Annotated in this window: 19 protein-coding genes; 12 read left to right on the top strand and 7 right to left on the bottom strand. The window is 60.0% G+C overall.

Annotated elements, in window-relative coordinates; genetic code table 11:
• Positions 1–2 precede the first annotated feature (2 nt).
• The 12 genes from QQL78_RS19795 to QQL78_RS19850 all read left to right on the top strand — a co-directional run bounded on the left by QQL78_RS19795 (position 3) and on the right by QQL78_RS19850 (position 10827).
• Positions 3–281: a VirB3 family type IV secretion system protein gene (locus QQL78_RS19795; protein ID WP_284376387.1), complete on the top strand. Its 279-nt coding sequence runs from the start codon at positions 3–5 to the stop codon at positions 279–281.
• A complete protein-coding gene (locus QQL78_RS19800) occupies positions 220–2649 on the top strand; it encodes a VirB4 family type IV secretion/conjugal transfer ATPase (protein WP_284376388.1) in 2430 nt (809 codons plus the stop codon). The genes QQL78_RS19795 and QQL78_RS19800 overlap by 62 nt, the downstream gene beginning before the upstream one ends.
• Positions 2646–2855: a hypothetical protein gene (locus QQL78_RS19805; protein ID WP_284376390.1), complete on the top strand. Its 210-nt coding sequence runs from the start codon at positions 2646–2648 to the stop codon at positions 2853–2855. Before QQL78_RS19800 ends, QQL78_RS19805 begins: the two co-directional genes overlap by 4 nt.
• Positions 2852–3964 (top strand): lytic transglycosylase domain-containing protein, encoded by a 1113-nt coding sequence (locus QQL78_RS19810; RefSeq protein WP_284376392.1) that lies wholly within the window; start codon positions 2852–2854, stop codon positions 3962–3964. Before QQL78_RS19805 ends, QQL78_RS19810 begins: the two co-directional genes overlap by 4 nt.
• Positions 3961–4728, top strand: coding sequence for a type IV secretion system protein (locus QQL78_RS19815; protein WP_284376394.1), 768 nt, complete (start codon positions 3961–3963; stop codon positions 4726–4728). Before QQL78_RS19810 ends, QQL78_RS19815 begins: the two co-directional genes overlap by 4 nt.
• A complete protein-coding gene (locus QQL78_RS19820) occupies positions 4725–5159 on the top strand; it encodes a hypothetical protein (protein WP_284376395.1) in 435 nt (144 codons plus the stop codon). The genes QQL78_RS19815 and QQL78_RS19820 overlap by 4 nt, the downstream gene beginning before the upstream one ends.
• Entirely contained in the window at positions 5160–6173 is a 1014-nt protein-coding gene (locus QQL78_RS19825) for a TrbL/VirB6 family protein (RefSeq protein ID WP_284376397.1), read from the top strand.
• 17 nt (positions 6174–6190) lie between these two features.
• The gene (locus QQL78_RS19830; protein ID WP_284376399.1) at positions 6191–6871 is read left to right on the top strand and encodes a VirB8 family type IV secretion system protein; all 681 of its coding nucleotides are present in this window, start codon (positions 6191–6193) and stop codon (positions 6869–6871) included.
• Between the two features lie 5 nt (positions 6872–6876).
• A complete protein-coding gene (locus tag QQL78_RS19835) occupies positions 6877–7599 on the top strand; it encodes a TrbG/VirB9 family P-type conjugative transfer protein (RefSeq protein WP_284376401.1) in 723 nt (240 codons plus the stop codon).
• 2 nt (positions 7600–7601) lie between these two features.
• The gene (locus QQL78_RS19840) at positions 7602–9026 is read left to right on the top strand and encodes a TraB/TrbI/VirB10 family type IV secretion system protein (RefSeq protein WP_284376402.1); all 1425 of its coding nucleotides are present in this window, start codon (positions 7602–7604) and stop codon (positions 9024–9026) included.
• 100 nt (positions 9027–9126) lie between these two features.
• A complete protein-coding gene (locus tag QQL78_RS19845; protein WP_284376404.1) occupies positions 9127–10101 on the top strand; it encodes an ATPase, T2SS/T4P/T4SS family in 975 nt (324 codons plus the stop codon).
• A gap of 174 nt (positions 10102–10275) precedes the next feature.
• On the top strand, positions 10276–10827 hold the full coding sequence (locus tag QQL78_RS19850; protein ID WP_284376406.1) for a hypothetical protein: 552 nt from the start codon (positions 10276–10278) through the stop codon (positions 10825–10827).
• 136 nt (positions 10828–10963) lie between these two features.
• Here QQL78_RS19850 and QQL78_RS19855 read toward each other — a convergent pair whose 3' ends face one another.
• From QQL78_RS19855 to QQL78_RS19885, 7 genes are all read right to left on the bottom strand, one after another.
• Positions 10964–13522 carry a hypothetical protein gene (locus QQL78_RS19855; protein WP_284376409.1) on the bottom strand — a complete coding sequence of 853 codons (2559 nt, stop codon included), beginning with the start codon at positions 13520–13522 and terminating at the stop codon, positions 10964–10966.
• Complete coding sequence (locus QQL78_RS19860) at positions 13519–14199, bottom strand: hypothetical protein (protein WP_284376411.1); 681 nt, start codon at positions 14197–14199, stop codon at positions 13519–13521. Before QQL78_RS19860 ends, QQL78_RS19855 begins: the two co-directional genes overlap by 4 nt.
• A 3-nt stretch (positions 14200–14202) precedes the next feature.
• Positions 14203–15858 carry an FAD/NAD(P)-binding protein gene (locus tag QQL78_RS19865; protein WP_284376413.1) on the bottom strand — a complete coding sequence of 552 codons (1656 nt, stop codon included), beginning with the start codon at positions 15856–15858 and terminating at the stop codon, positions 14203–14205.
• A gap of 81 nt (positions 15859–15939) precedes the next feature.
• The gene (locus QQL78_RS19870) at positions 15940–17853 is read right to left on the bottom strand and encodes a type IV secretory system conjugative DNA transfer family protein (RefSeq protein WP_284376414.1); all 1914 of its coding nucleotides are present in this window, start codon (positions 17851–17853) and stop codon (positions 15940–15942) included.
• Between the two features lie 16 nt (positions 17854–17869).
• Positions 17870–19798 (bottom strand): relaxase/mobilization nuclease domain-containing protein, encoded by a 1929-nt coding sequence (locus QQL78_RS19875; protein WP_284376416.1) that lies wholly within the window; start codon positions 19796–19798, stop codon positions 17870–17872.
• The gene (locus QQL78_RS19880) at positions 19791–20411 is read right to left on the bottom strand and encodes a helix-turn-helix domain-containing protein (protein ID WP_284376418.1); all 621 of its coding nucleotides are present in this window, start codon (positions 20409–20411) and stop codon (positions 19791–19793) included. The genes QQL78_RS19875 and QQL78_RS19880 overlap by 8 nt, the downstream gene beginning before the upstream one ends.
• Positions 20412–20927: 516 nt before the next feature.
• Positions 20928–21104, bottom strand: a complete 177-nt coding sequence (locus QQL78_RS19885) for a hypothetical protein (RefSeq protein ID WP_284376419.1) — start codon at positions 21102–21104, stop codon at positions 20928–20930.
• Positions 21105–21586 lie beyond the last annotated feature (482 nt).

Consider the following 21586-nt stretch of genomic DNA (forward strand, 5'->3'; position numbering starts at 1 on the left):
AGTTGGCCCAACAATCCCCCCTCTTTCTGGGTCTCGCCCGTCCGCCCAAGTATCTGGGTCTCCCCGTCGGATACCTGGTGGTGCTGGCGATCGGGGTCGTTTTGCCGTTCATCTGGACGAAGTCGATGGTCTTCTTCCTGATCGGTCTGGTCGCTTATCCGATCCTCTGGTTCGTCGCTGACCGGGAGCCGCATTTCTTCGAGGTGCTGCGCGTCTCCTATGGCTCAGTGCGCCCGACGAAGAATCGGGCACTGCACGGAGGGGACAGCTTTGGCGCTTGATGTAGGCACACTTTCCACTCACGGAACAGCCCTGCTCCAAGCGGGCGGCGGGGAGTTTGCGCGGGAGAGCTACCTCGCCGAGCACCTGCCGTATTTTGCTCTCGCCGGTGACAATGTCATGGTGCTGCGCGAGGGCGACCTCCTCGCCTCGCTGCGCCTCGATGGTCTGAACCCCATGACCACCGAGGATGCCCGGCTCGACGCGCTCAAACGCGCGGTTGCCGCCATCGTCGCCCAGACCGGCAACGCCTTCGGATTCTACATCCACCGGATTTCCGTGCCACAGGATCTGGGGATGCGCGCGGTCGAGGGCGACAATTTCGCCGCCGCGATCGATGCCCGCTGGCAGGCCCATGTCAAAGACCTGCGCCCGGCCAAGCGACAGCTCTATCTCAGCGTCATCCGGCGTCCCGATATCTCGGCGCGCATTCCGCTCCTGCGGGCGCTGGCCCGCAAGGCCTGGGTCAAAGACCGCGCGACGCGGATGCAGGAACTGAACGAGGTCATGGGCTTTTTCGAGGTGGCGCTTGCCTCCGCCAATCCCGTCCGGCTGACCCGCAGGGGCGGTGAATGGCTGGGCTATCTCAACACGCTGAACGCCGGCAGCTTCTCCCCCATCGCCTTTGGACAAAGCGCCCTGCCCCTCTCGCATACCTTGAGCAACTGTCGGGCAACCTTCGACGGCGACGTCGTCACCCTGACCGATGCCGTGACAGGTCGGGTCAAATACGGCGCGCTCTTCTCGATGAAGACCTATCCGGCCCTCACGGATGTCACGCTGCTCGATGCGCTCGACCTGCCGCTCGACATCGTGCTGACGAATTCCTTCAGCCCGATCCCCAACAACATCATGGCCGAGCGCATCCAGCGCATCATCCGCCAGATGCAAGCCTCGGACGATGCCGCCGTCTCTCTGCGGGAACAATTGGGACAAGCCGCCGACGACCAAGAGGCAGGACGCATCGCCTTTGGCGACCATCATTTGTCGATCGCGGTCTATGCGCCGGACCGCGACACGCTCGAACGCGCCGCCGCCCAGATCAAGCGCGTCGGCCAGGAGATCATGTCGGTGATCGTGCGTGAAAACATGGCGCTGAAAGCCACCTACTTCGCGCAGTCACCCGGCAATTTCGGCTACCGGGCGCGCAAGACGCCGATCTCCTCGATCAACTTCGCGGATTTTGCGGCCCTGCATGGCAGCGTCGAGGGGCGTAGTCCCGACCAATCGCCCTGGGGCCAGACGATCTCCGTGCTGCCCACGGTCGGCACTTCTGGGTATCGCTTCAATTTCCACGAGGCGGGCAGCCCCGGCAAAGAACCCACGGTCGGCCACACGCTCGTGCTGGGACGCACCGGCACCGGCAAGACGCTGACCACCGCTTTCCTCGCGGCGCAGGCGCAGCGGGTCGGCGCGCGGCTTTTCCTTTTCGACAAGGATCGCGGCCTCGAAATGGCGGTCCGCGCCCTCGGCGGACGCTATAACGAGATCCGGGCCGGTGTTCCCACGGGCCTGAACCCGCTCGCCACCGAGACAGACGAGCGCGGCCGAGCCTGGTTCTCGGACTGGCTGGCAACCCTTCTTACGCGGGGTGGCACGCTGACCGGCGAGCAATCCCGCCACATCCAGAGCGCGGTCGGCCAGAACGCCGATGCAGGCGCAGCCCTGCAACACTTCCTTAGTTTCGAGACCCTGTTCCAGTCGCTTGATGATGATGGCGAGCTGCAATCCCGCGTTGCCGAGTGGGCGCCAGGCGGGCGCTATGGCTGGGTCTTTGACGAGCCCGAACGCGGCGCGGGGCTCAAGCTCACGGGTGACATCGTCGGGTTTGACATGACCGAGATCCTCGATATGACGACCGAGCGCATGGCGGTGCTCTCCTACATCTTCCGCCAGATCGAACGCGTGGTCGAAGATCGCCACCCCACCATCATCGTGCTCGACGAAGCCTGGAAGCTGCTCGACGATCCCTACTTCGGGGCGCGGCTGGAAAACTGGCTGGTGACGCTGAGGAAGATGAACTGCGTCGTGATCATGATGACGCAATATCCAAGCCAGCTGCGCGACAGCCGCGTGGGCAAGACCATCGTCGAGACGGTGCCGACGCAGATCCTCTTCCCGAACGACCGCGCCACAATCTCCGATTACGATTTCCTCCGCGTCAATGCCAAGGAGGCCGCGCTCCTCGTCCAGCCCACCATTGGCCAGCGCATCGCGCTCGTGCGCTCGGCGGGCGACAGCGTCTTCGTCGATGCGGACCTCTCCGCACTTGGCGATCTCCTTCCCATCCTTGGCGGCGGCGCCACCGGCGAAGCGCGCGTGCCCGCCGATTGGCGCGCCAATCCCGATTTCTGGAGACATGTGATATGAGTTCGAAACCTCTCCTGGCGCTTTGCGCCGCCGCTAGCCTGCTCGCCGCTTGCGAAAAATACACCGAGAAAACCTCGCCTTGCTTTGGCCGAAACGGCCAGCCGCAGGTGACGCGGTCCGCGCTTTCCTTCTCAACCATGGGCGCACCGGTTCAGGAGGCGGCCAAGCCCGACTGCACCTTCGAACCCCTGCCCCGTCCGGAATGAACCGCGCCACGATCATATCCGCCGGGTTCTGGCTCGGCCTCGGTGCCATGCCCGCGCATGCCCAGGGCGTGCCGACGCAGGACAATTCCGCGATCGGACGCGCCATCGCGCGGGTGACGGCACTGGCCGAGGATCTGGGTGTCCAGCAGGACAAGGATCGCACGGAGACGACGCTCGCCGATGTCCAGGCCGACCAGTTGCGCGTCCTCGAGGAGATGACCGCCGCAATCACCGGCCCGGGTTTTGATATCCGCGCGCTCGAGGGCAATGCGGATTTCGGAGTGGCGGCGGTCTACCCGAACACCGACCCCAGCCCGATGAACAGCCGGCTCTTCGGCGAGGGCCGCGAGACGGTCGAGATGATGATCGTCGAGGTTGCGGGCGAATTCGCAGGCGCCCCCGGTGTGGCCCGCGCGGGTCTCTCGGCCACCCAGTGGCGCTGTCTCTTCCAGGCCCTGATCAAGCAGGAGAGCCGCTTCAACGTCGCAGCCGAAAGCCCGGTCGGGGCCTATGGCCTGACCCAGCTCATGCCGGGCACCGCCTCGGATCTCGGCGTCGACCGCTACGACGTGAAAGACAACCTCCGCGGCGGCGCGCGCTACATCACCACGCAACTCAACCGCTTCGGCAACATTCCCCATGCGCTGGCTGCCTATAACGCGGGGCCGGGCCGGGTCATTGAGTACGGCGGCGTGCCGCCCTTTGCCGAGACCCAAGGCTATGTGCGCAACATCTCCAAGTTCTACAACGAATACTTGGCCGTCGTGGGCGGTGCCGATGCGCTCGGCACGCTCTCGCCCTCGGACTTTGCGCTCGCCGAATATGCCAGCATCTCGGAGGCCGGCGTCTATTACGCCGCTGACAGTTCGGCCACGACCGAGCAGGTGATCAATCGCCTCCGCGCCATCATCCTGCAGATCGATGCCCAGCCCAATGCCAAGGCGGCCTGGGAGCTCAACACCTACGCCAAGGCCGAGATCGGCCGCATCCTCAATCTCCGCGTCCGGCTGATGGCCGCCAACCAGCAGCGCGAGGCGGCCTACGCGCAACACCTCGTCGTCGACCGGCTCGCCGAGCGCGACTTCATGCAGATGGGAGTTCCCGAATGAGACACCTTCTCCTGACCGCCGCGGCGGTCGCCACACTCGGGTTTGCCTCGCCCGCCACCGCTCAGGGAGTTCCGACCTTCGATGGCTCGCAACTCGGGCAGCTTGTGGCCCAACTCGAGCACATGGCGGAGGACCTGAACGTCCAGATGCAGCAGCTCGCTACGATGCGGCTGGAACTGGAAACCCAGCTGTCACAGCTCACGAACCTCGAGGCGCAACTGACCTCGCTGATCGAAGGCAGTGGGTTGGGAGAGCTCTTCGCCACGGTCGAAGAGTTCCGCGCGCTGCGTGGCAAGCTGGTGGCTCCTCTCAACACCGCGCAATCGCTGGCGAGCGGCGATTTCCTGAGCGGCTTCAATCCCGGGACGGAACTCACGGCCTCCGTCGAACGGGTGCTTTCGGGCAGCGGGTTTACTTCGGAACGCCTGGGGACACTCTCAAGCTCCGATCAACCCGCCGACAACCGCATTGCCGCCTCGGCCGGGGCCAGTGCCATGCTGTCGGTCGCCGCTCAGGAAAGCCACGAAGAGGCCGGGCAAAGCCTTGAGCGGCTCGAGACCATGGTCGGGCTCATTGATGATCAGGACGGGTTGAAGGCCGCCGTCGATCTCAACACCCGTGTCACCGCCGAGCTCGGGATCATCCTGACCCAGATCTGGCGGCTGGAAGCCGCGCAAGGCGTCAGTGCGGGCCAACTCGGCGTTGTCGATGCCGCAACCCTCGCGGATGAGCGCAAGTTCCGCTCGATGGCGGTGGATCCATGAGAAGGTCCAAACGCACCCCGAGCCGTTTCACGCTGATGGAAGCCGGACTTCTCGGCCTTTCACTTGTTATCCCGCTCGGCCTCCTTGTCTTGCCCGACGCGGCATCAGGTCAGGATCGGCCCTTCACCTCGATGGAAATCGAACGGGACGAAGCCGACGCCTGCCGTGTCCCGAAGCCGCCTGCCGATCTCGCCGAGACCGCCTACTTGCGCAATGGCTACCGCGCGATCCTGCGCATCCTGATCGCCGAAGAGGCGCTGGCCACAGAGAACTGCACCTGCCTGCTCGATCAGTTCACCTGGGATCAGGCTTTGGACGCCCTGCCCCGGTTCCAGACCTCGGACAATCCGCGTCTGCCCTTCAACGTGCTCGAGCTTTACGCGCAGGCCGATGCCCTTGAGGCCAAAGCTGCCGCAGGCTGTGCCGAGTAGATGGGGATCATTCGCGACATTCTGAGCGAGGTCGACGCCGCGGTGAACACCGTGGCGCAGGACGGCTTTGTCTCCTCGGCGGCCTCGGTCGGTAATGTCATCTCGGCGGGAGCGACGCTCCTTGTCGTCCTCCTCGGAATCAACGCCGTGATGCAACTCCGCCCCCTGCCCTTCGGCACCGGCTTTGCCTTCGGGATGAAGGTGGCCCTGGTGGGGATATTCGCGCAGAGTTGGGACAATTTCAGCGTGATCTATGACATCGTCACCCGGGTGCCTGACTCCGTCGGCGCTTCGATCCTGGCGCTCACCGGGTCAGGCGACGAGGCCGGTGTCTATGAGAGCCTCGACAACATGGTCGCACGCATCACCGCCTATGGCGACACGATTGGCGATCGCGCGGGCTGGGTTTTCGGCGCGGTCCTCGGCGCGATCTTCTTTGTCCTTTCCGCCGTCTTCGCTGCTGTCACCGCCGGGATCATCGCCTTCGCCCGCATCGTCTTCGCGCTGATGATCGTGATCGCCCCCTTCATGATCGTGGCCTCGCTTTTCAAGCCTACCCAGTCCCTCTTCGAGGCCTGGACCCGCGCCACCATCGGCTATGCGCTCATGCCGGTCGCGGCCGCCGGGGCCGCGGGCATCATCGTCGCCATCGCCGAAGCGATCGGCGACGCCTCCGCCGATCCGGGCGATGTCGAGACCGTCAGCCTCATCCTGCCCTTCCTCGTGATCCTGATCCTCAGCGCCGGAATCATGGCCTCGGTGCCCTACATCGCCTCCAACCTTACCGGCGTGGTGGGCATTGCCTCGAATGCCGTGGGTCTGACCGGCCTCGCACGTCAGGGCTTCGTGAACACGCGCCAGTATGGCACCGGCGCGACCTCCCGCCTCGTCACCGGCAAATCCCCCCACGAGCTGAACCAGATGGCCAATGCGGGCGTGGTGAAAACCGGCGAGTTGATCCGGCAAAGCCCCGGCGCGCTCCTTTCCGCCGCCAAGGCCTTCCGCAAACCCTGATGTGAAAGACGATTGACTTGAAGAAGCTTGTGACCAGTTCCCCCGCGCCCGATCGCGATGCTTTCGAGGCGGATTTCATCTACGGGCCAAGACGGCGCGAGCGTTTCGCATGGTTTGTCGCGGCCGCGGGCGTGCTGGTCGGCATCGCCGGTATGGTCGCGGGCGCGAGCCTCTTTCCGCTGAAAACGACCGAGACCTTCGTCGTCGTGGTCGACAAGGAAACCGGCGAGATGGACCGGGTCGCCGCCGTCCAGGCGCTGACCCTTTCCGAAAGCGACGCCATCATCCAGGCCAATCTCGTGGCCTATGTCGACGATCGAGAGACCTATGACCTGACCGATGGCGAGCAACGCATCAACTCGGTGCTCGACCGCTCGGATGGCGACGCCGCGCGCACGCTGCGCGATCTCTGGTCCTCTACCAACGAGGACTACCCGATCACCGTCTATGGGCGTGACGCCAAGATCGAGGTGGTGATCAAGTCGGTGAACCAGATCGAGCGCGGCGTGGCCCAGGTCCGTTTCACCCGCACGCTGCGGCGCCCCCGCGATACGCGCACCGTCACCCGGTCCTACGTCGCCACCGTTGGCTACGACTTCCAACCCGAAACCCGCCAGCGCCTTCAGGACGTCTGGGCCAACCCCTTGGGCTTCGTGGTGACCTCCTACCGCGTCGACGCCGAGACCCTGGAGAACTGACCAAGATGAAATCCCTGCCCGCGCTCCTCCTGGCGCTTGCCCTTCCTGTTGCCGCACTCGCCGAGGCCACCCCCCAAGGCGGCCCGCTCGACATCCGCATCCGCACCGCCGTCTACAATGAAAACCAGGTCTATCGGATCGAGACCGATCTCAGGCATTCGACGACGATCCATTTCGGAGCGGGGGAGCGGTTTGAAGCGGTGATCGTCGGCGACACCGAGAGCTTCCAGGTCGATCCAATCCCCGAGCTTGGCAATGTGCTCACGATCAAACCGCATGTGGCCAATGCCTCCACCAACATGACGGTGATCACCAACCGCCGCACCTATTCCTTCCATCTGCGCGAGGGCTCGATCCCGAACCGCACCGGCATGTTCTTCGAGGTGCGCTTTCGCTACCCCGAAGAAGAACGCCGCGCGACGGCGGCTACCCAGCCAAAGGGCCTCATAGCTCCGCGCAATTACAACTACCGCGTCTCAGGTGAGGGCGACTTCCGCCCCAGCCATATCTATGACGACGGGCGGTATACGTATTTCGTCTTCCCGGAAAACGGCCGCCAGCCCGCTCTTTTTAAAGCGGATGATCAGGGCCGTGAGCGCACGGTCAACTGGACGCAGGCAAACAACACCGTCCGGGTGCTCGGGGTGAACACCTACTGGACTTTGCGCATCGGCGACGAGGCGATCTGCGCCTGGCGCGACGAGAGCGCGATCTACGTGAGCAACTGACCATGGCCGATCAAACCCCTCCCGACCTGCAAGACCGCCTCGATCAGTTCAGCCAGCGCGGCAAATCCAAACGCCGGGGCAACAGCCTCGGGATTGGCGCGCTCGCGGCCGCCCTCGCCCTTGGCGGCGCCGGGGTCGCGTATTTCCTGGCGACCGGTCTTCGGACAAGTGACAGTGCGCTTGAAACCTCCGATGTCGAGACCTTCCAGGACCGCCGCCCCGGCACCGGTGGGCGGCTGGAGTTCCCGCCCGACGAGACCGAGCAACGGGTCAATGACGCGCTGATCGCCGTCGAGGAAGCGCTCGATGTGCCTGCGGCGCCTGCCCCTGAACCGAGCGCCGAGGTGCTGGCCGAGATCGCCAAGCTGCGCGAGGCCCTCGCCGCCAGCCAGGCCGCGCGGAACTCGGAAATCCAGTCCGCCGTTGCGGACCTGCGCGAAGCTTTCGACGAACAGAAGGCGGCCCTTGAAACAACGCTCGCCGCCAAGGAAACCGAGCTGGCCAACCTCCAACGGCAGACCGAGACCCGCATCGAAGGTCTGCAGGCCATGCTCGATGCCGAGCGGGCGCAGCGCGAGGGGCTCGAGGCAGAGCTAGACCGCGAAGGGTTGATTGCCGACCAGCGTCTTCTCGAAGAACGCCGTCGCCAGGAAGAGGAGCAGCGCCAACGCGAGGCCGAACGTGTCGCCGAGGAGCTTCTGACCGCGCAGATCAAAGCCCCCGCCGTGGTCTATGCCGACGGTCCACGGGATGGCCAAAGTGGCGCGGCGGTGGCCGATCCGGCGGCCCCCGGCACCCAAGGGCCAACCATCTCGGGCAATGAGCAGTTCTTGCAGAGTGCGCGACCGCTCGAGGTGCAGGAGGCGGCCCGTCTCACACATCCCGAACGAACGTTGACCCAAGGGTCCGTGATCCAGGCCGCACTCCAGACCGCCATCAATAGCGATCTGCCCGGCTCAGTCGTCGCGGTCGTCTCCGAGCCGGTCCCGGCGTTCTCCGGGGATCGGATCCTGATCCCCCGGGGGTCCCGCCTTTTTGGCCAATACCGATCCGGCGTCGAGATGCACCAGAAGCGCATCCTGATCCTCTGGACCCGCGTCCTGACACCGGACGGCACCTCGATGGAAATCGCCGCAGTCGGCGGGGACCAGCTCGGACGTTCTGGCTTCACCGGTCTTGTCGACACCAAGTTCGCCGAGCGCTTCGGCGGGGCGGCACTGATTTCCGTGATCGGGGCGGCACCGGCCGTGGCGGCGGAGAGTGCCAACAACGAAACCACCAGCATCGTTCTGGGCGATGTCGGTAGCGACCTGCAGGACGCAGTCGAATCGGTCATTGCCGATCAGGTCTCGATCGCGCCGACCATCTATGTCGATCAGGGTGCCTCGGTCACCGTGCTCGTGGATCGGGATGTGGTGATTTATTGATTAGGGGGTTTGTTTTCTTGATCGAAAAGGCTTGTCGAAAAACGCGTTCGAGCGGCAGCGAGAGGCAGCGATTTTCGACACTACATAAAACGAACACCCAATGACAGAAAGCCCAGCCTCATACCTCGAGCGCTATCTCGACCCGTTCCGCGACCTTCTGCGACGCGATGACGTGGTCGAGATCGCGATCAACCCGGATGGAAAGGTCTGGCTCGAGGTCGCGGGCGACGCCACCATGCGCCACGAGGGCCAGACCGTGGATCGCACCACCGCCCTCAACATGGCCCAGACCATCGTCGGCGATGCCAAGGCCCGCGTCTCAGAAAAGAACCCGCTCGTCTCCGGCAAGGTGGAATATGCAGGCCGTCCGCTTCGGGTCCAAGTTGCCGTGCCACCCGCCATCGATCGCGGCGCCTCGATCACCATCCGCCTCTTCGCTTCGGGCAGCGTCCGGGACTACGCTCCGGCATATCTCTTCGGAAAGGCCGTCTCGCTCGATTCGCTCCGCGCCGAGAAGATGAAGAACATTGCCAGTCTGGCAGAGGAGAGCCTTGGGGCGGCGCTGCAAACCCTGGTCGAGGCGCGGCTCAACGTCCTTGTCAGCGGCGGCACTTCGACCGGCAAGACCACCTTCGCAAGGCACCTACTGACCCATGTCAATGAGCACGAACGGCTGATCACCATCGAAGACGCCTTTGAGCTGTTCCCCGGCCAGCTGAACACCGTCGCGCTCCTGGCCGACCGCGGCGCTGGCTCACAACGCAGCGCCAACGCCCTCCTGCAGGCCTCCCTCCGCATGCGCCCCGACCGGATCATCGTCGGCGAGTTGCGCGGTGCCGAAGCCCTGACCTATCTCGAGGCGATCAACACCGGCCATGGCGGCTCGGTCTCCACAATCCACGCCGAAACCGCGGAACTCGCCATCGACCGGCTGGCAATTATGGTTCTGCAGGCCGGGACGCCGCTGACATTTGCCGAAGTGCGGGAATACATCCGGAAATCCATCGATGTGATCGTCCAGCTTGGGCGGGCCAACGGGAAGCGGGGGATTTCGGAGTTCTATCTGCCGGACTAGTGGCAAGTTGAGAACGGAATTTCAAGACAATTGACAAGAAGTACCGAGTAACAGAACCTATGCCAAGCTAATCAAGAGTACCATGTCGTGAAAAACACTGACCTGCCACAGTCCCCTTGGGCCGGAAACACTTCTAGGCCCATACTCGCGATATTTCAGTTACTGATATGGGTAATGTGGCTCTTAAGCTTGGTCGAATGGACAAAGCAGATCTTCCTGTGGGCAGGAAAACAAGATGACGCTGGGCTTCGACTTAGACGTTCGCTAGCAATTGATGTCTACGAGGTGGCAAAATGGACTGCGCTGATTGTCGCTGTCATTGGAACAAAAGATAGTTTGTTTTGGACGTGTCTGATTCCATACCTGTTGGCATCTAACCTTTTCAGCCACTTCTACTACCATGTGTGGAAAGAACCGGAAAGTCGACCTTTCGATCATGTGGACATGCAGAGGCGGCTGACCTCCTTCATCCTGGCTTTCGGATTCATGTTGGTTGGGTTCGCCTACATCTTCCTTGTGCCACTTCAAAACGAGATCACTTGGCCAGATGGCGCTGCCTCAACTGGAAACGCTTTGTTCTTGAGCGTGGCAAACACATTCACTCTAACCTACGGCGGCTACGGACCGGAGAGTCAGTTGGGGCGCACGGTTTTTGTTGGCGAGATCATCTACGCGTTTTTTTTCGTGGTTATCATTGTAGCGACATCACTCCCGGAACGGCGATAAGACGAAATCCAACAAAGCGAGCAACTCAGGATCGGAGCTCGCGATTTCGCGATTGCGAGGTAGATTTGACAGTGACCCGCCCCGGGAACTTTCCTAAATGATCGATTAGGGTCCGGCTCGGTTTACTGCGACGAAACTAGATCAGGCCACCTCTATCTAATGCCTGTACGACGCAGCGCTCCATTGATCGGTCAAATGCCAAGCGTCTGAACTCTCCCTTCCCGTTCTCTATTGCTTGACGAATAGCAGAAGAGCAATTGGCGTCAGAACCGCTCCGGATCAACCGCGCCGAAGCATACAGTACGGTAAGCAGGTGAAACGATCTGTCAGGATCGTGTGGCTCACACTTGCCAATCGACACCAAGCGAGCGGCCAACTCATCCGAGAGCTTTCTGGTTTTGGCCCCCGCACCATTTAGAAGAAAATCGACGCAAACAGCCGCAGCCAATGTTCCGTCAAATTGCTCCAACAAGTCCACCCTCCTACCATCTTCACAACTGTCCAAGAGCTTGCCAACCCGCTCCAATCGCTCAAAACTTCGTTCCAACAGTTGGCGATCACCACTTCGTCGCTCAGACCCGAAATCAGCCTGATAGGAAATCGCCAGCAGCATCAGATCTAGCGAGGCGCTTTCTAAACCAAGCCTGGAAAGCAACAGAGATCTATAGTGGACATCGTCGACGCTTCGGCATAATTCCTTGGACTTAGCCAAAGCCTCAATAGCCTTTGCGTGCAATTCATCCATCAACATCCGCCGCGAAGCACCAGCATCGCCACCTATCTCATAAAAAGATCTTTCATCAGCGAATACAAAACGACGCGCCACACAACGTATATATTGAAGCTCAATCAATGTTTCCTGATCAGCGCCATACGCGAACCCAGACCGAATAGCCAAATCCGAAAAATTCTCTGCCTCCGCCCACCCATGTGAATACAGAGCAAATGCGGCCGCCAACCCAAACACATCATAGGGCTTGAAGCGGCCCTCACTACCCCAAATTACCTCAATCAACCCCGAACCATTGTCTTCTGTAAGCTTCCACTGCAAAATTCTATTTGCGATAAACGAACCGTCAGACCCCTTATACCAAATTGACTTCGGCGCACGCCTGGTACTAATAATTTCATCGGACTTCAGGTCTTCCAGGAATTGAACTGCGGCAGGAACCCAACGTTCAGCCAGACGATTAAACAAATCAGTAGCAGTCTCCGAAATGACCCTTCCAATCGCACTCTCTAATTCAACATTATCTGCATCGCCAGGAATATCACGATCATTAAAGACCCGATCCCTAAACTCCAGCCGCCCACGCAAGGTGTCATGATATGCAGCGACCGTCAGGCGCTCAATCGTTCTCCAAAGAGCTCGTATTTCCTCAAGTTTGTCGCTCTGACGCTCAAAATATATCGGCTGCAACCGCCTCTCAAAATAAGCCAACGCGTCATCAGTGTCTGGCTTACGCGCAAGGTAGCGCAAGACCAAATCATGTCGCGCTCGGAAAATCGCATTTCGCGACGACTCCTCCAAGTTCTCTCGATGGAGTAGCGATAGGTTAAACGGAAGAAGTGATACTTCGACGGTCATTAAGATGTCACTGACCAATCTGGTAGCTTCGCTGCGCTGCTCGCGCACCGCTCCAGACTTTAGCTCAAACTCATCCGTCGACAGAACAGGGCTGTACTGAGAAATCCGACGCAGTAGAAATTCGTCAGACTTGTTGCGCCTTTCGCCAATATCACAATACCAACGTCGATATGCCGAATACAGTAGTTCATCACCTGTTACGAATACTATTCTCTGATTTTCCCTCAGTTTATTTGATGAAATCCACTGAAGAAGCGCAAGGCAATTGGCATCCCATACAAACCCACCTTTCCCTCTTTTGGTTGATCGTCCAGACATCTCAGAGACACGCTGTGCCTCTTTGAGCAATCTATCCTGCCATTGCCTTGCCGATTGCGAGATCTCTTGCATGGTGTTGATGCCAAACCGAGCTTCGATAGAGGCTATTCTATCCCCGATACCCCGCTGGGCGATTCTGTTTAGTTGCTCAATTTGCTCACTCCTGGAGCACGTTGCAAATAGATTGGCCAAGACACGAGAGTTACGTAGCCTTATGGCCGCGTCAACTCCTCCCTCACTCGATACAATTTCTTCGTCGGCTGCGATGTATAAATCAAGAAAACGCTTTACAACCTCGCTTGGAGCGCTCCAATCATCTAGGCTCTGGCGCACCTCAGCTTTCTGTCTGATCTCTTTTGCCAAGATTGACAGCTGACTCGAGGAGGGCTGCCGCATGGCTTCCTGAATCTTTTCTAAGCGGCCAGCAAGCTCTCTCTGATGCCAACCCGACATGTAAATACGGTTATTCACCGCACCTGGAAGAACGCCGGTCAACACCGTTTCTGCCGCCAGCAATCGTGCCTGTTCTATGAAGCGCCGATTTCTCCTATCGGTCTTTCGCAGCCAGTAACTGTCGAAGAATGAAGTTACGCGAAAACGATCTTTTGAGGGGTCGATAAATAGCTCGAACACATTTTCGTCAAAGACATAGAAAATCTCAGCGCCTGGTTTTTTTGAGAACTCGAGATCCTCAATTCTTTTATTGATATCAATACTTATATCGAGAAGCCTGATGACTCCTTCGAGAACTTCTTCCCGTTGTGTTGACTGACTGGTTTCCTTACTCACGCAGCTTCCTCCGTCAGTATTGGAGCGCTTCCGATCCGTGTTATCAGGTTACCTGTATCCGTCGCCAATTGATCACAATATGAGAGGCCGGTCTTTTCGAGGAATGGAGCCAACGGCGCAAGAAACCAAGCCTCGTCGCTGCGAGATATCAAAATCCCTAGAGGCCTGCCTCGCTCGTCCTCAAACGCTGATCCGATTCTTCCTCCTATTTTTGCTTCTCCGTTCCGGGGAGTGAGTTCAATTGCGCCTGTCACAATAATACTGTTATTGTTCCAATCTATAATTTCGACCGGTCGATTGAGGCGACGGACGTCGCCGCTGATGCCATGATTCTGCCGAAGGAGAAGATTTTGACCGACATCGACGGCATCAGGTGGCAAAAATATTGTATAACGATTACTGCCTGTTCGCATCCTGTCGGTGTAGTTTCCGGCAGGGAAAGGGTTTACGCTATAGAGAAGATGCCAAGATGGCATCATTTCAACTACCGGAAACACTGTTGCGGCGTCGGGTTCATAGAGCTCGTCATTTCTTTGTAGATTGGGTGGCTGGACCTGTTCAAAGACTGTTCTAACGGCAATTTGTCTTTCTAAATCATTATTAAGAATGACTTTTGGGCCGAGCCGTATTGCGCCGTCGTAGCCTTTTACAGATACTTTTTGTCCCTCTGACAACATCGATTAGACCTGCCTACTTCTTGGAACGGCTTTCGCACCACGTTCCAGAGGCCCTTCATACTCGATTGGCACTCCAAACAGTTGTCCACTGGACAAACCAAACCTCACTTGTGGTCCAGCATAGAGATACTTGACCGTTCCTCTGCGTTCTTGATCGTGTTCAATTGACACTACTCTTGCACCGGGATCACTTGCCAAGCGCACCAACGCAGTTTCCGCCATTTTGGCTCTTCTCTTTGCTCGCTCCTTAAGACTTGACGGAGCAATATCACTTTCCCCGTCAGAGAAATCGGAATCTGTAAAGTGCGGCACAACATTAAACTCAGACAGCCAAGCATGACCTTCGCCGAACACATCAGGTTCATCCTTTTGTATCACTTTTCCGAAACAAGTCTGCGCCCCATGTCGTACATAAATGCCACCGTTCTCTGGCAAGACCTCATTCACTGATCCGGTCGCGCCACCTGAGTCAGAGATTATCGTCAAACGACCGTCGCTCTCCCGCTTCTGTAGTTTTCCAAATCTGAATTTGAGTCGCCCATCGTATTCCGCAAGCAGAGCCAGTAGTTTGTGCGCCGGTGCTCCTCGTGAAAAGGCAATGTGTCTTGCCTTATTATCAACAAGATCTACGAATGCTTTGGATCGGGTCGCCTGCCGGATGATGGTCAAAGCCTCAACCAATTTGCACGAACATCTTGCGTCTTCGCACGTTTTTTCGATCCCATTTTCGCAAAATGCTGCATTAGCGAGAAGTTCAACTGCTTCTTGATATTTTTTTTGAACGTTTGCGAAGCCTTCAAAATTCAGATCGGGAAGTGCCAATTGCTTCTCTGCATCGGAAATCAGGGCTTCTACTGATGTTCCCTCCAGAGATTCGGCAACGTGAAACGCCAAGAGGCCCTTTTTGAAGCGATAAAGGCATCGAAGCACTTCTATTAGACCGCCGTCTCCCGCCCCACTGATGACTTTGTTCCGCATTTTTAAGTCATCTGCATCACGGTCCAGTGTATCTGGATCCCAGTAACCGGGCGTTGGAAAATTATCGTCTGCTTTTTCATTGCCAAATCCAACCGTTAGAAAGACAGCATCATAAAGATCTGCGGAATTGCCGTGACCTTTGACGCGAAGTCTATAAGTGCTTGCGGCTCCTTGGATTACGCCTTCCACCTCGTGTCCGAAAAATTCTACAAGGCGTTCATTGGATTTCTTAGAGTAGCTTTCCCATTCCGCCTGAAGCTCCGAAATCACTTCGTCACACCGCAACTGGTACCATTCGAAGAAAGGCAAAGACGTTGTCGCTGACATTTTCTTTTGACCATCGGGCCAAAAATTCATCGTCGGGTGCAACATCCTGTGCGATGCTGCTGCTTGCCTCGAAAGCGGGCGTTCAAAGATGTCATAGATATGTACGATATGTCCCTTTGTGAGTAGACCTATAGCTACTGTGATTCCGGACAGGCCCGCCCCTACGACCGCGATTGTGCTCCTTTTGCCACCTTTAAACGCTCCATCTCCTCGGGCATGTAGAGCTTTAATTAGGTTTAATGCCCGTATTTGTTGGGAATGGAAATTGATACGATTGCCCAGTGGAGGGACAGCGTAGTAGTCGCTGCCGCGCGTACATGCCCGGAGAATGCTGTCAATATCTTTCTTTTCCACTGTCACCACGCCACTTTTTTGTGACTTTAGAGTTGAAAGTGCCCAATTTCAAAGAGTTTTGTTGAACTCTCTAGGCGAAGTTCACCCACCCAACAACTCCTCGATGAAATCCTCCTGCCGATCGAGCGCCGCCTCCCATTCCTTCGGCACGGGCGCTTCCCGCTCGAGCGTCTCGGGCACCGGCTGCCCGCGTCCGGCCTCCATCGCCATCACGCTCATCGCCCGCGCCTCGCGGCGTTGCGACCGATCCCGCATGGGCGGGCGTTCGGCTGGTTTCGCCTGCTCGTCTGCACCAGACTCATCACCACCGTCGCCGCCCCAGGGCCCCACGCCCTGCACACTCGGCGGATAGGGGAAGGGCTTGCCCTCCTGGCGGGCCAGCATGTCCTTGAAGAACGGATCGTCGTAATACTTGATCCGGCGTGCCTTGATCGGGTGCTGGGGCGAAGCAAGGATGATGACCTCGTCGGGATCCATCAACCGAGCCTCGGTCTCGGAGAGGAGCGGCCGCTCTTCCAGCCGCGCCGAGGTCGAGGTCGCGCCGAGGATACCTTTGTTGCGGCCATACATCCTGGTCACCGCCTCGCGAGTCGTGCTGCCGACGGCGGCGGAGACCTCCTTCACGGTGCGCTGATCCCGCGGGGTAATGTAGAGCTTCAGCCCCGCCCCGTTCTCGAGGCTTTCGCGACCTTCGGGGCCATAGATTCGGTCGAGTGAGGCCAGCGACTGCGCAATCATTGCGACGCGACCGCCATAGCTCGCGAGCGAATGGATCGCGCGTTCCAGATAGGGCATCGCCCCCATCTGCTGGAATTCGTCGATCATCATCATGACCGGCCAGGGCTCGTTCGGGCCCGGCTCGTTCAGGCGGATCGAGGCGATGAGATCGGCGAACATCAGGCGCAAGAGCGGGGCCAGCGTCGCGATGTGATCTTCGGACACCGCGATGTAAAGCGATTGCGGGGTCTTGCGGAAGGTCGAAAAATCGAAGTCGCTTTCTTGCGTGGCCGAGCGCACCGCCGGGTTGTCCCATTGCTTGAGACCGGCGGTCATCAGGGCCTGGATGTTCGAGGTCAGCAGCCGCGACGAGGCCGAGGCTGCATTGGTCCAAAGCTCGCGCAGAATGTCTTCTTTGGCCTCGTCGGCATAGGTCTTGTATTGCGCGTTCTTGTATTCGCCCCCTGCGACGATCTTGTTCACCTCGCCAAGGTTCGGGGTGCCGCGCTGGATCGCCAGCAGACAGGCCGCAACGAAAATCGACTTGCCGGCCTCGGAGAAGGTATCGAGCTGCTTGTTGTCCTTGTCGAGGAAGAGATCGGCCAGGATCGAGACCTCGGTGAAGCGCTGCGCGAATGTCGGCGCCTTGGCGATCCGCGACAGCGGGTTGTAGCGGTGTGTAGCATTGGCCCAGTCGAAAGGGCTGAATCGATAGACCTCATCGCCGTTCACCGCCCGGAGACGCGCGGTCTTCTCGAAGTTCTCGCCCTTTACGTCGAGCACCACGACCGAGCCCGCGAAGCTCAGAAGGTTCGGGATCACGAAACCCACACCCTTACCGGCGCGGGTCGGCGCCACCATCATCACATGCGGGATCGTGGTCGAGGAAATGAATTCGGCCTTGGAGGTCGGAGCACCAAGCTTGCCGCAAACAAAGCCCTTGCCCGGCGCTTGCAGCATGTCGTTCTTCTTAAGCTCCGCCTTGGTCTGCCAGTGGGCCGAGCCGTAGTCGTCCCGCTCCTTCTTCCAGGTCCAAGCCAGCGCCAGGGCGCCGAGGCCGACGGCCCCGAAGCCGACAGCGCCAAACCCGACCTTGAAGGCCTCGGGGTGCGCCGCGCGCGTGCCGGCGCTGGCCTTCCAGAGTGCCAACATGTCGAAACTCTGAAACCCGGTTTTCAGGGCCAGGGTCAGGTAGAAGGCGGCGACAATGGTGCCGATCACGGCGCCGCAAATCACACCGAAAAGAAGCGCGGCCCAGAGGGGGAGTGTCTTGGTCATGGTGGTCATCTCCCCTTTAGAATTCCATCTCGTCATCGAGACCGCGGTCCCGATCGAGATCTCGACCCAGCTCCTGCGCCTCCTGCTGGCCGCGCAACCGCGCGACCTCGGTCGCCTTGTCCTGCTGCAACCCGGCGGCGCGGTCGGTGAAGACCTGGTCGCCGGTCTCTTGATACGTCATTTCGAGGAATTCCTGCGTGACGGTGATCTGGTCGAGTTTGCTCGGCAGGGCCGCGTCCAGCACCTCATAGTTGCCGCGGCGGAGTTCGGCCAGGCCCTCTTCGCCCAGTTCCTTGAAGAGCTCAGATTGCAGGGTCCGCTCGACCGTCTCTTCCTGTGCCTCGGTGAGCTTGCCATCGCGCAACATGTCGGCGAGGTCCTGCAGGTAGGGATTGGGCGTCCGGTCGTCCTCGTCGATGAGAGGCAGCGTCGCCTCCTCCTCGTCCGCGAGGGTGCGGCCGATCTCGACGCCCATCTCCTTGGCGCGTTCCATCAGCGCGTCCATCACCCCGTCGACCTTCTCGAGCGCAGCATCGAGCTGGTCGTCAGTCGCGGTCTCAACGCTGAGACCGTCTTTCGCCAGCAGTGCGTTCATGTCGCGCTCGACCCAGTCCTGCGCCATGCCGTAGTTCCGCGTGCCGCCGGCAGTGATCCGGGCTACCAGCTCCTCGCTGTCCATCCCGACCTCCTCGGCGCGCTCGAGCACATCGCGCAGCCCTTCGTCATTGCCGGACTGCAGCGCGGCGATCAGCACCTCGCTGCCCGCCCCCGGCGGATAGGGTTCTTCGAGCTGCTTGCCGAAGCGCGCACGCAGTTCCGGGTCCGGCACCATCTGCGAAAGGTCCGCGATGATCGGCGCGGCCTTGGCTTCAAAAGCGGCCCGCTCCGCCGGGTCCAGTTCCTCGGCCTTGAGCCGCAGGGCCTCGATCGTGCGCTCGGAATAGTCGATCGCATCACCGACGGTCTTGATGTCCTTCATGTCTATCTCTCCTTCGGTGAAATTCCACGGCGTGCCCGAGCCAAGACCGTCCGCCATGCCGCGCACGGCGCGCGCCATGTGGCGCTGGTCCATCCGGTCCAACAGGTCGGCGAGGTTCTTGTAGTCCTTGGCGAAGCCCACCACCTGCGCCTGCGCGATGGCGGATTCCTGGGCCGTCATGACGATCTCACGCGGCAGGCGGGCCTCTTCCTTGGCGCAATAGATCTCCTCGATCCCGGCAGGCTTCTCGAAGATGCCCCGCTCGAGCCGGGTGGTGGCGTCGAGGATCACGCCGTAGCGCTCCGCGATCGCAGCCTGCTTCTCGCGCATCAGCTGCGGCGACATCACGCCCTCGGCCCAGCAGGAAAACCAGGTGCCGTTTTCGACGCCGCGATTGTTCAGGATGATGTGGGCATGCTTATGCGCCCGGTCGTCATGGACCGCGAGAACATAGTCCCACTGGTCGCCGTATTCGCCGCTCTCGAAGAAATGCTCCGTCCAGTCCATCGCGATGTCGCGGACCTGATCGACCGTCACGTCGGTCGGGAAGGAGAGCAGCATGTGCGAGGTGAAGCCGAGCTTGGTCGAGCCGCGCCAGGTCCCGGCCCAATCTTCGATGATGTCCTCTTTCTGCTCTTCAGAAAGCACCGCCGCATCGGTCAGAGCGTTGGTCATCGTCGAATAGGTGTAGACCGCCTTGTCGTTGATGTAGGAGATCTGCGCCCCAAGCGAAGCACGCGTCTTGCAGCCTCCGGCCCGGATCCGTTTGAACACCGCCGCGCGGCTCTGGCCCGAGGCCGCCTTCAGCGCGTTGCGCGCCGAAAAGGATCCGACGCGCGCGAAACTCCGCCCCTGCCGACGCCCCGCCAGCCGCGCGTCGATCCGCGCCGCGGCCTGGCCCCGGATGCGCTCATCCTCCCAGAGCCGACCCATGACCGAGGTATAGAAGGCGAGCGGATCAGCCATTGCGCACCAGCCTCAGACCGCTCCCGATCGCGCGCGGGCCATCCTCCAGAACCGCGCCCTCCGCCCCCTGCCCTTCTTCCTTTTGCGGCCACTCCTGATGACGCAGCGCCTGCGCCGCATCCTTCATCCGGCCCATCTCACGGCTCATGGACTGCGACAAATCGAGCAGTTCGATCAGCACCTCGCGGTCCGCCTCCGAGACCTCCAGCCGTCCGCGATGCACCGCCTTGGCGAGCGCCAGTCCGGCGTCACTCACGTCCTTCGCCTGACGCCATGCGGCGCAGAATTCCGCGGCCAGATCACGCGGCACATCGAGGAAACCGCAGCGACCGCGCAGCACCGCATTGAGTGCCTGCGACCGGTTGGCAAAACCCCGTTCGCGCCACTCGGCATCGAACGCTGCAAGCTCAGACTGACTGGCCCGGAAGGCCACTGTCTCGCTCGGATCGCGCACCGCAATCCCCTCCCCCGCCTCCTCTTTCGCGAGCCGGTTCACGTGGCGCGGAGAGATGCCAAACGCCGCCGCCAGGTCCTTCGCGCTTTCGCCCGCCGCAAAGCGCCGTGCCACTTCAATGCGCTGCTCAAGCTTCAGGTTTTTCGCTGGCCTCGGCACTAGGGCGTTCTCCCGCTTCCAGGAAATTGATGCATGCGAAGACGCGCGCGAGGCAGCGATTGCCCGCAATCGCGTTCGCGTGCGGCGGAGCATTCAGCTTTGCGGGAAACGCCCATCACAGACCCCTCGGACAAAATGTGCAAACATTGGCCATATCCTGCCAACGTCTTCCTTCGCTTATACTTCAATACATCACTTTGCACAATATTACGTTTTGCATGATGTGTGTTTTTGCTGGAATTGAACGCCATCAAGACCTCGCGTCGCAGCCCGACATGGAACGGGTTCCGCCCTCATCGATGCAGGACAACCAGGTCGAAAAGGCCCCCGAAATTTGTGTTCAAGACGCATGCGACGACAAGCAATCCGAGCGCCCGAGCCGGTTACGGAGGGCGCTCGGAACACGAAAACTGCCCGCGCTGGTTGGCGCGGGTCGCACCCTCTGAGGGCGTCACGAAGCTTCTGAGAGACGGCGTCAGACCCCTGCGGATCCGAAGACCCACAGGGGTGTCTGGGTCAGTGACCCAGTCTCTGAGAGCGCAGATCGTTGTAGCGGCTGCGGGCGATCAGCGCCTCGGTCTCGAGGCTGTCGAGGGTTTCGGGATGGGCGTCTTCATCAAAGGCGGCGAGGTAGGCCTCGAAGGCCATGTCGGCTTGGAGTTCGGCGAGGTCGATGGATTGTTCGAGTGTCATGATGTGATCCTTTCCGTTGATCGTCGTTGGACAGATCGTGGAAAAGACCGGGGGCATGAGAGCGGGCTGCACCCGGTACGGGGCGCAATGGAATGGAGCATGCTTGGGGGATGTTTGTTGTGAGGGCTGCGCAGCAGCGCTCAAGGCCGAAAGGCGTCTTTGTGTGTCAAACAAAATTAAAGAGATTTAGGACACGCGTTCGAGCCAGCGGCGAAAGACAGCGTGTTCGCAGGCAGCCTTACACAAAACGACAGGCCGTCCAGAAACCTCCCCCAAGTGTTGCTGACCGCTCGCCTCCGGGCTAGCGATTTGATGGGCCAACAGGTCAATGGAATGGAGCGCCACATGCGAACATTGATCATCGTTTCTCATGCTGAACTGCACGCCGGCATTGTCAAATACCAAACCAATCTTGGTGTGAAACTCCGGCGGTTCGGGCCGCGTAGATTGGCCGCGCGATGCAGATGAATTCGAGCTGCTCA

Source organism: Sulfitobacter pacificus (assembly GCF_030159975.1).
In the GTDB taxonomy this organism is placed as follows: Bacteria; Pseudomonadota; Alphaproteobacteria; order Rhodobacterales; family Rhodobacteraceae; genus Sulfitobacter; species Sulfitobacter pacificus.

What these genes read in the sequence shown, in the direction of transcription:
- QQL78_RS19800 (WP_284376388.1), top strand. Translation starts at nt 220, where the DNA reads ATGGCTCAGTGCGCCCGACGAAGAATCGGGCACTGCACGGAGGGGACA.
- QQL78_RS19805 (WP_284376390.1), top strand. Translation starts at nt 2,646, where the DNA reads ATGAGTTCGAAACCTCTCCTGGCGCTTTGCGCCGCCGCTAGCCTGCTC.
- QQL78_RS19810 (WP_284376392.1), top strand. Translation starts at nt 2,852, where the DNA reads ATGAACCGCGCCACGATCATATCCGCCGGGTTCTGGCTCGGCCTCGGT.
- QQL78_RS19815 (WP_284376394.1), top strand. Translation starts at nt 3,961, where the DNA reads ATGAGACACCTTCTCCTGACCGCCGCGGCGGTCGCCACACTCGGGTTT.
- QQL78_RS19820 (WP_284376395.1), top strand. Translation starts at nt 4,725, where the DNA reads ATGAGAAGGTCCAAACGCACCCCGAGCCGTTTCACGCTGATGGAAGCC.
- QQL78_RS19825 (WP_284376397.1), top strand. Translation starts at nt 5,160, where the DNA reads ATGGGGATCATTCGCGACATTCTGAGCGAGGTCGACGCCGCGGTGAAC.
- QQL78_RS19835 (WP_284376401.1), top strand. Translation starts at nt 6,877, where the DNA reads ATGAAATCCCTGCCCGCGCTCCTCCTGGCGCTTGCCCTTCCTGTTGCC.
- QQL78_RS19840 (WP_284376402.1), top strand. Translation starts at nt 7,602, where the DNA reads ATGGCCGATCAAACCCCTCCCGACCTGCAAGACCGCCTCGATCAGTTC.
- QQL78_RS19845 (WP_284376404.1), top strand. Translation starts at nt 9,127, where the DNA reads ATGACAGAAAGCCCAGCCTCATACCTCGAGCGCTATCTCGACCCGTTC.
- QQL78_RS19850 (WP_284376406.1), top strand. Translation starts at nt 10,276, where the DNA reads ATGTGGCTCTTAAGCTTGGTCGAATGGACAAAGCAGATCTTCCTGTGG.
- QQL78_RS19860 (WP_284376411.1), bottom strand. Translation starts at nt 14,199, where the DNA reads ATGTTGTCAGAGGGACAAAAAGTATCTGTAAAAGGCTACGACGGCGCA.
- QQL78_RS19870 (WP_284376414.1), bottom strand. Translation starts at nt 17,853, where the DNA reads ATGACCAAGACACTCCCCCTCTGGGCCGCGCTTCTTTTCGGTGTGATT.
- QQL78_RS19875 (WP_284376416.1), bottom strand. Translation starts at nt 19,798, where the DNA reads ATGGCTGATCCGCTCGCCTTCTATACCTCGGTCATGGGTCGGCTCTGG.
- QQL78_RS19885 (WP_284376419.1), bottom strand. Translation starts at nt 21,104, where the DNA reads ATGACACTCGAACAATCCATCGACCTCGCCGAACTCCAAGCCGACATG.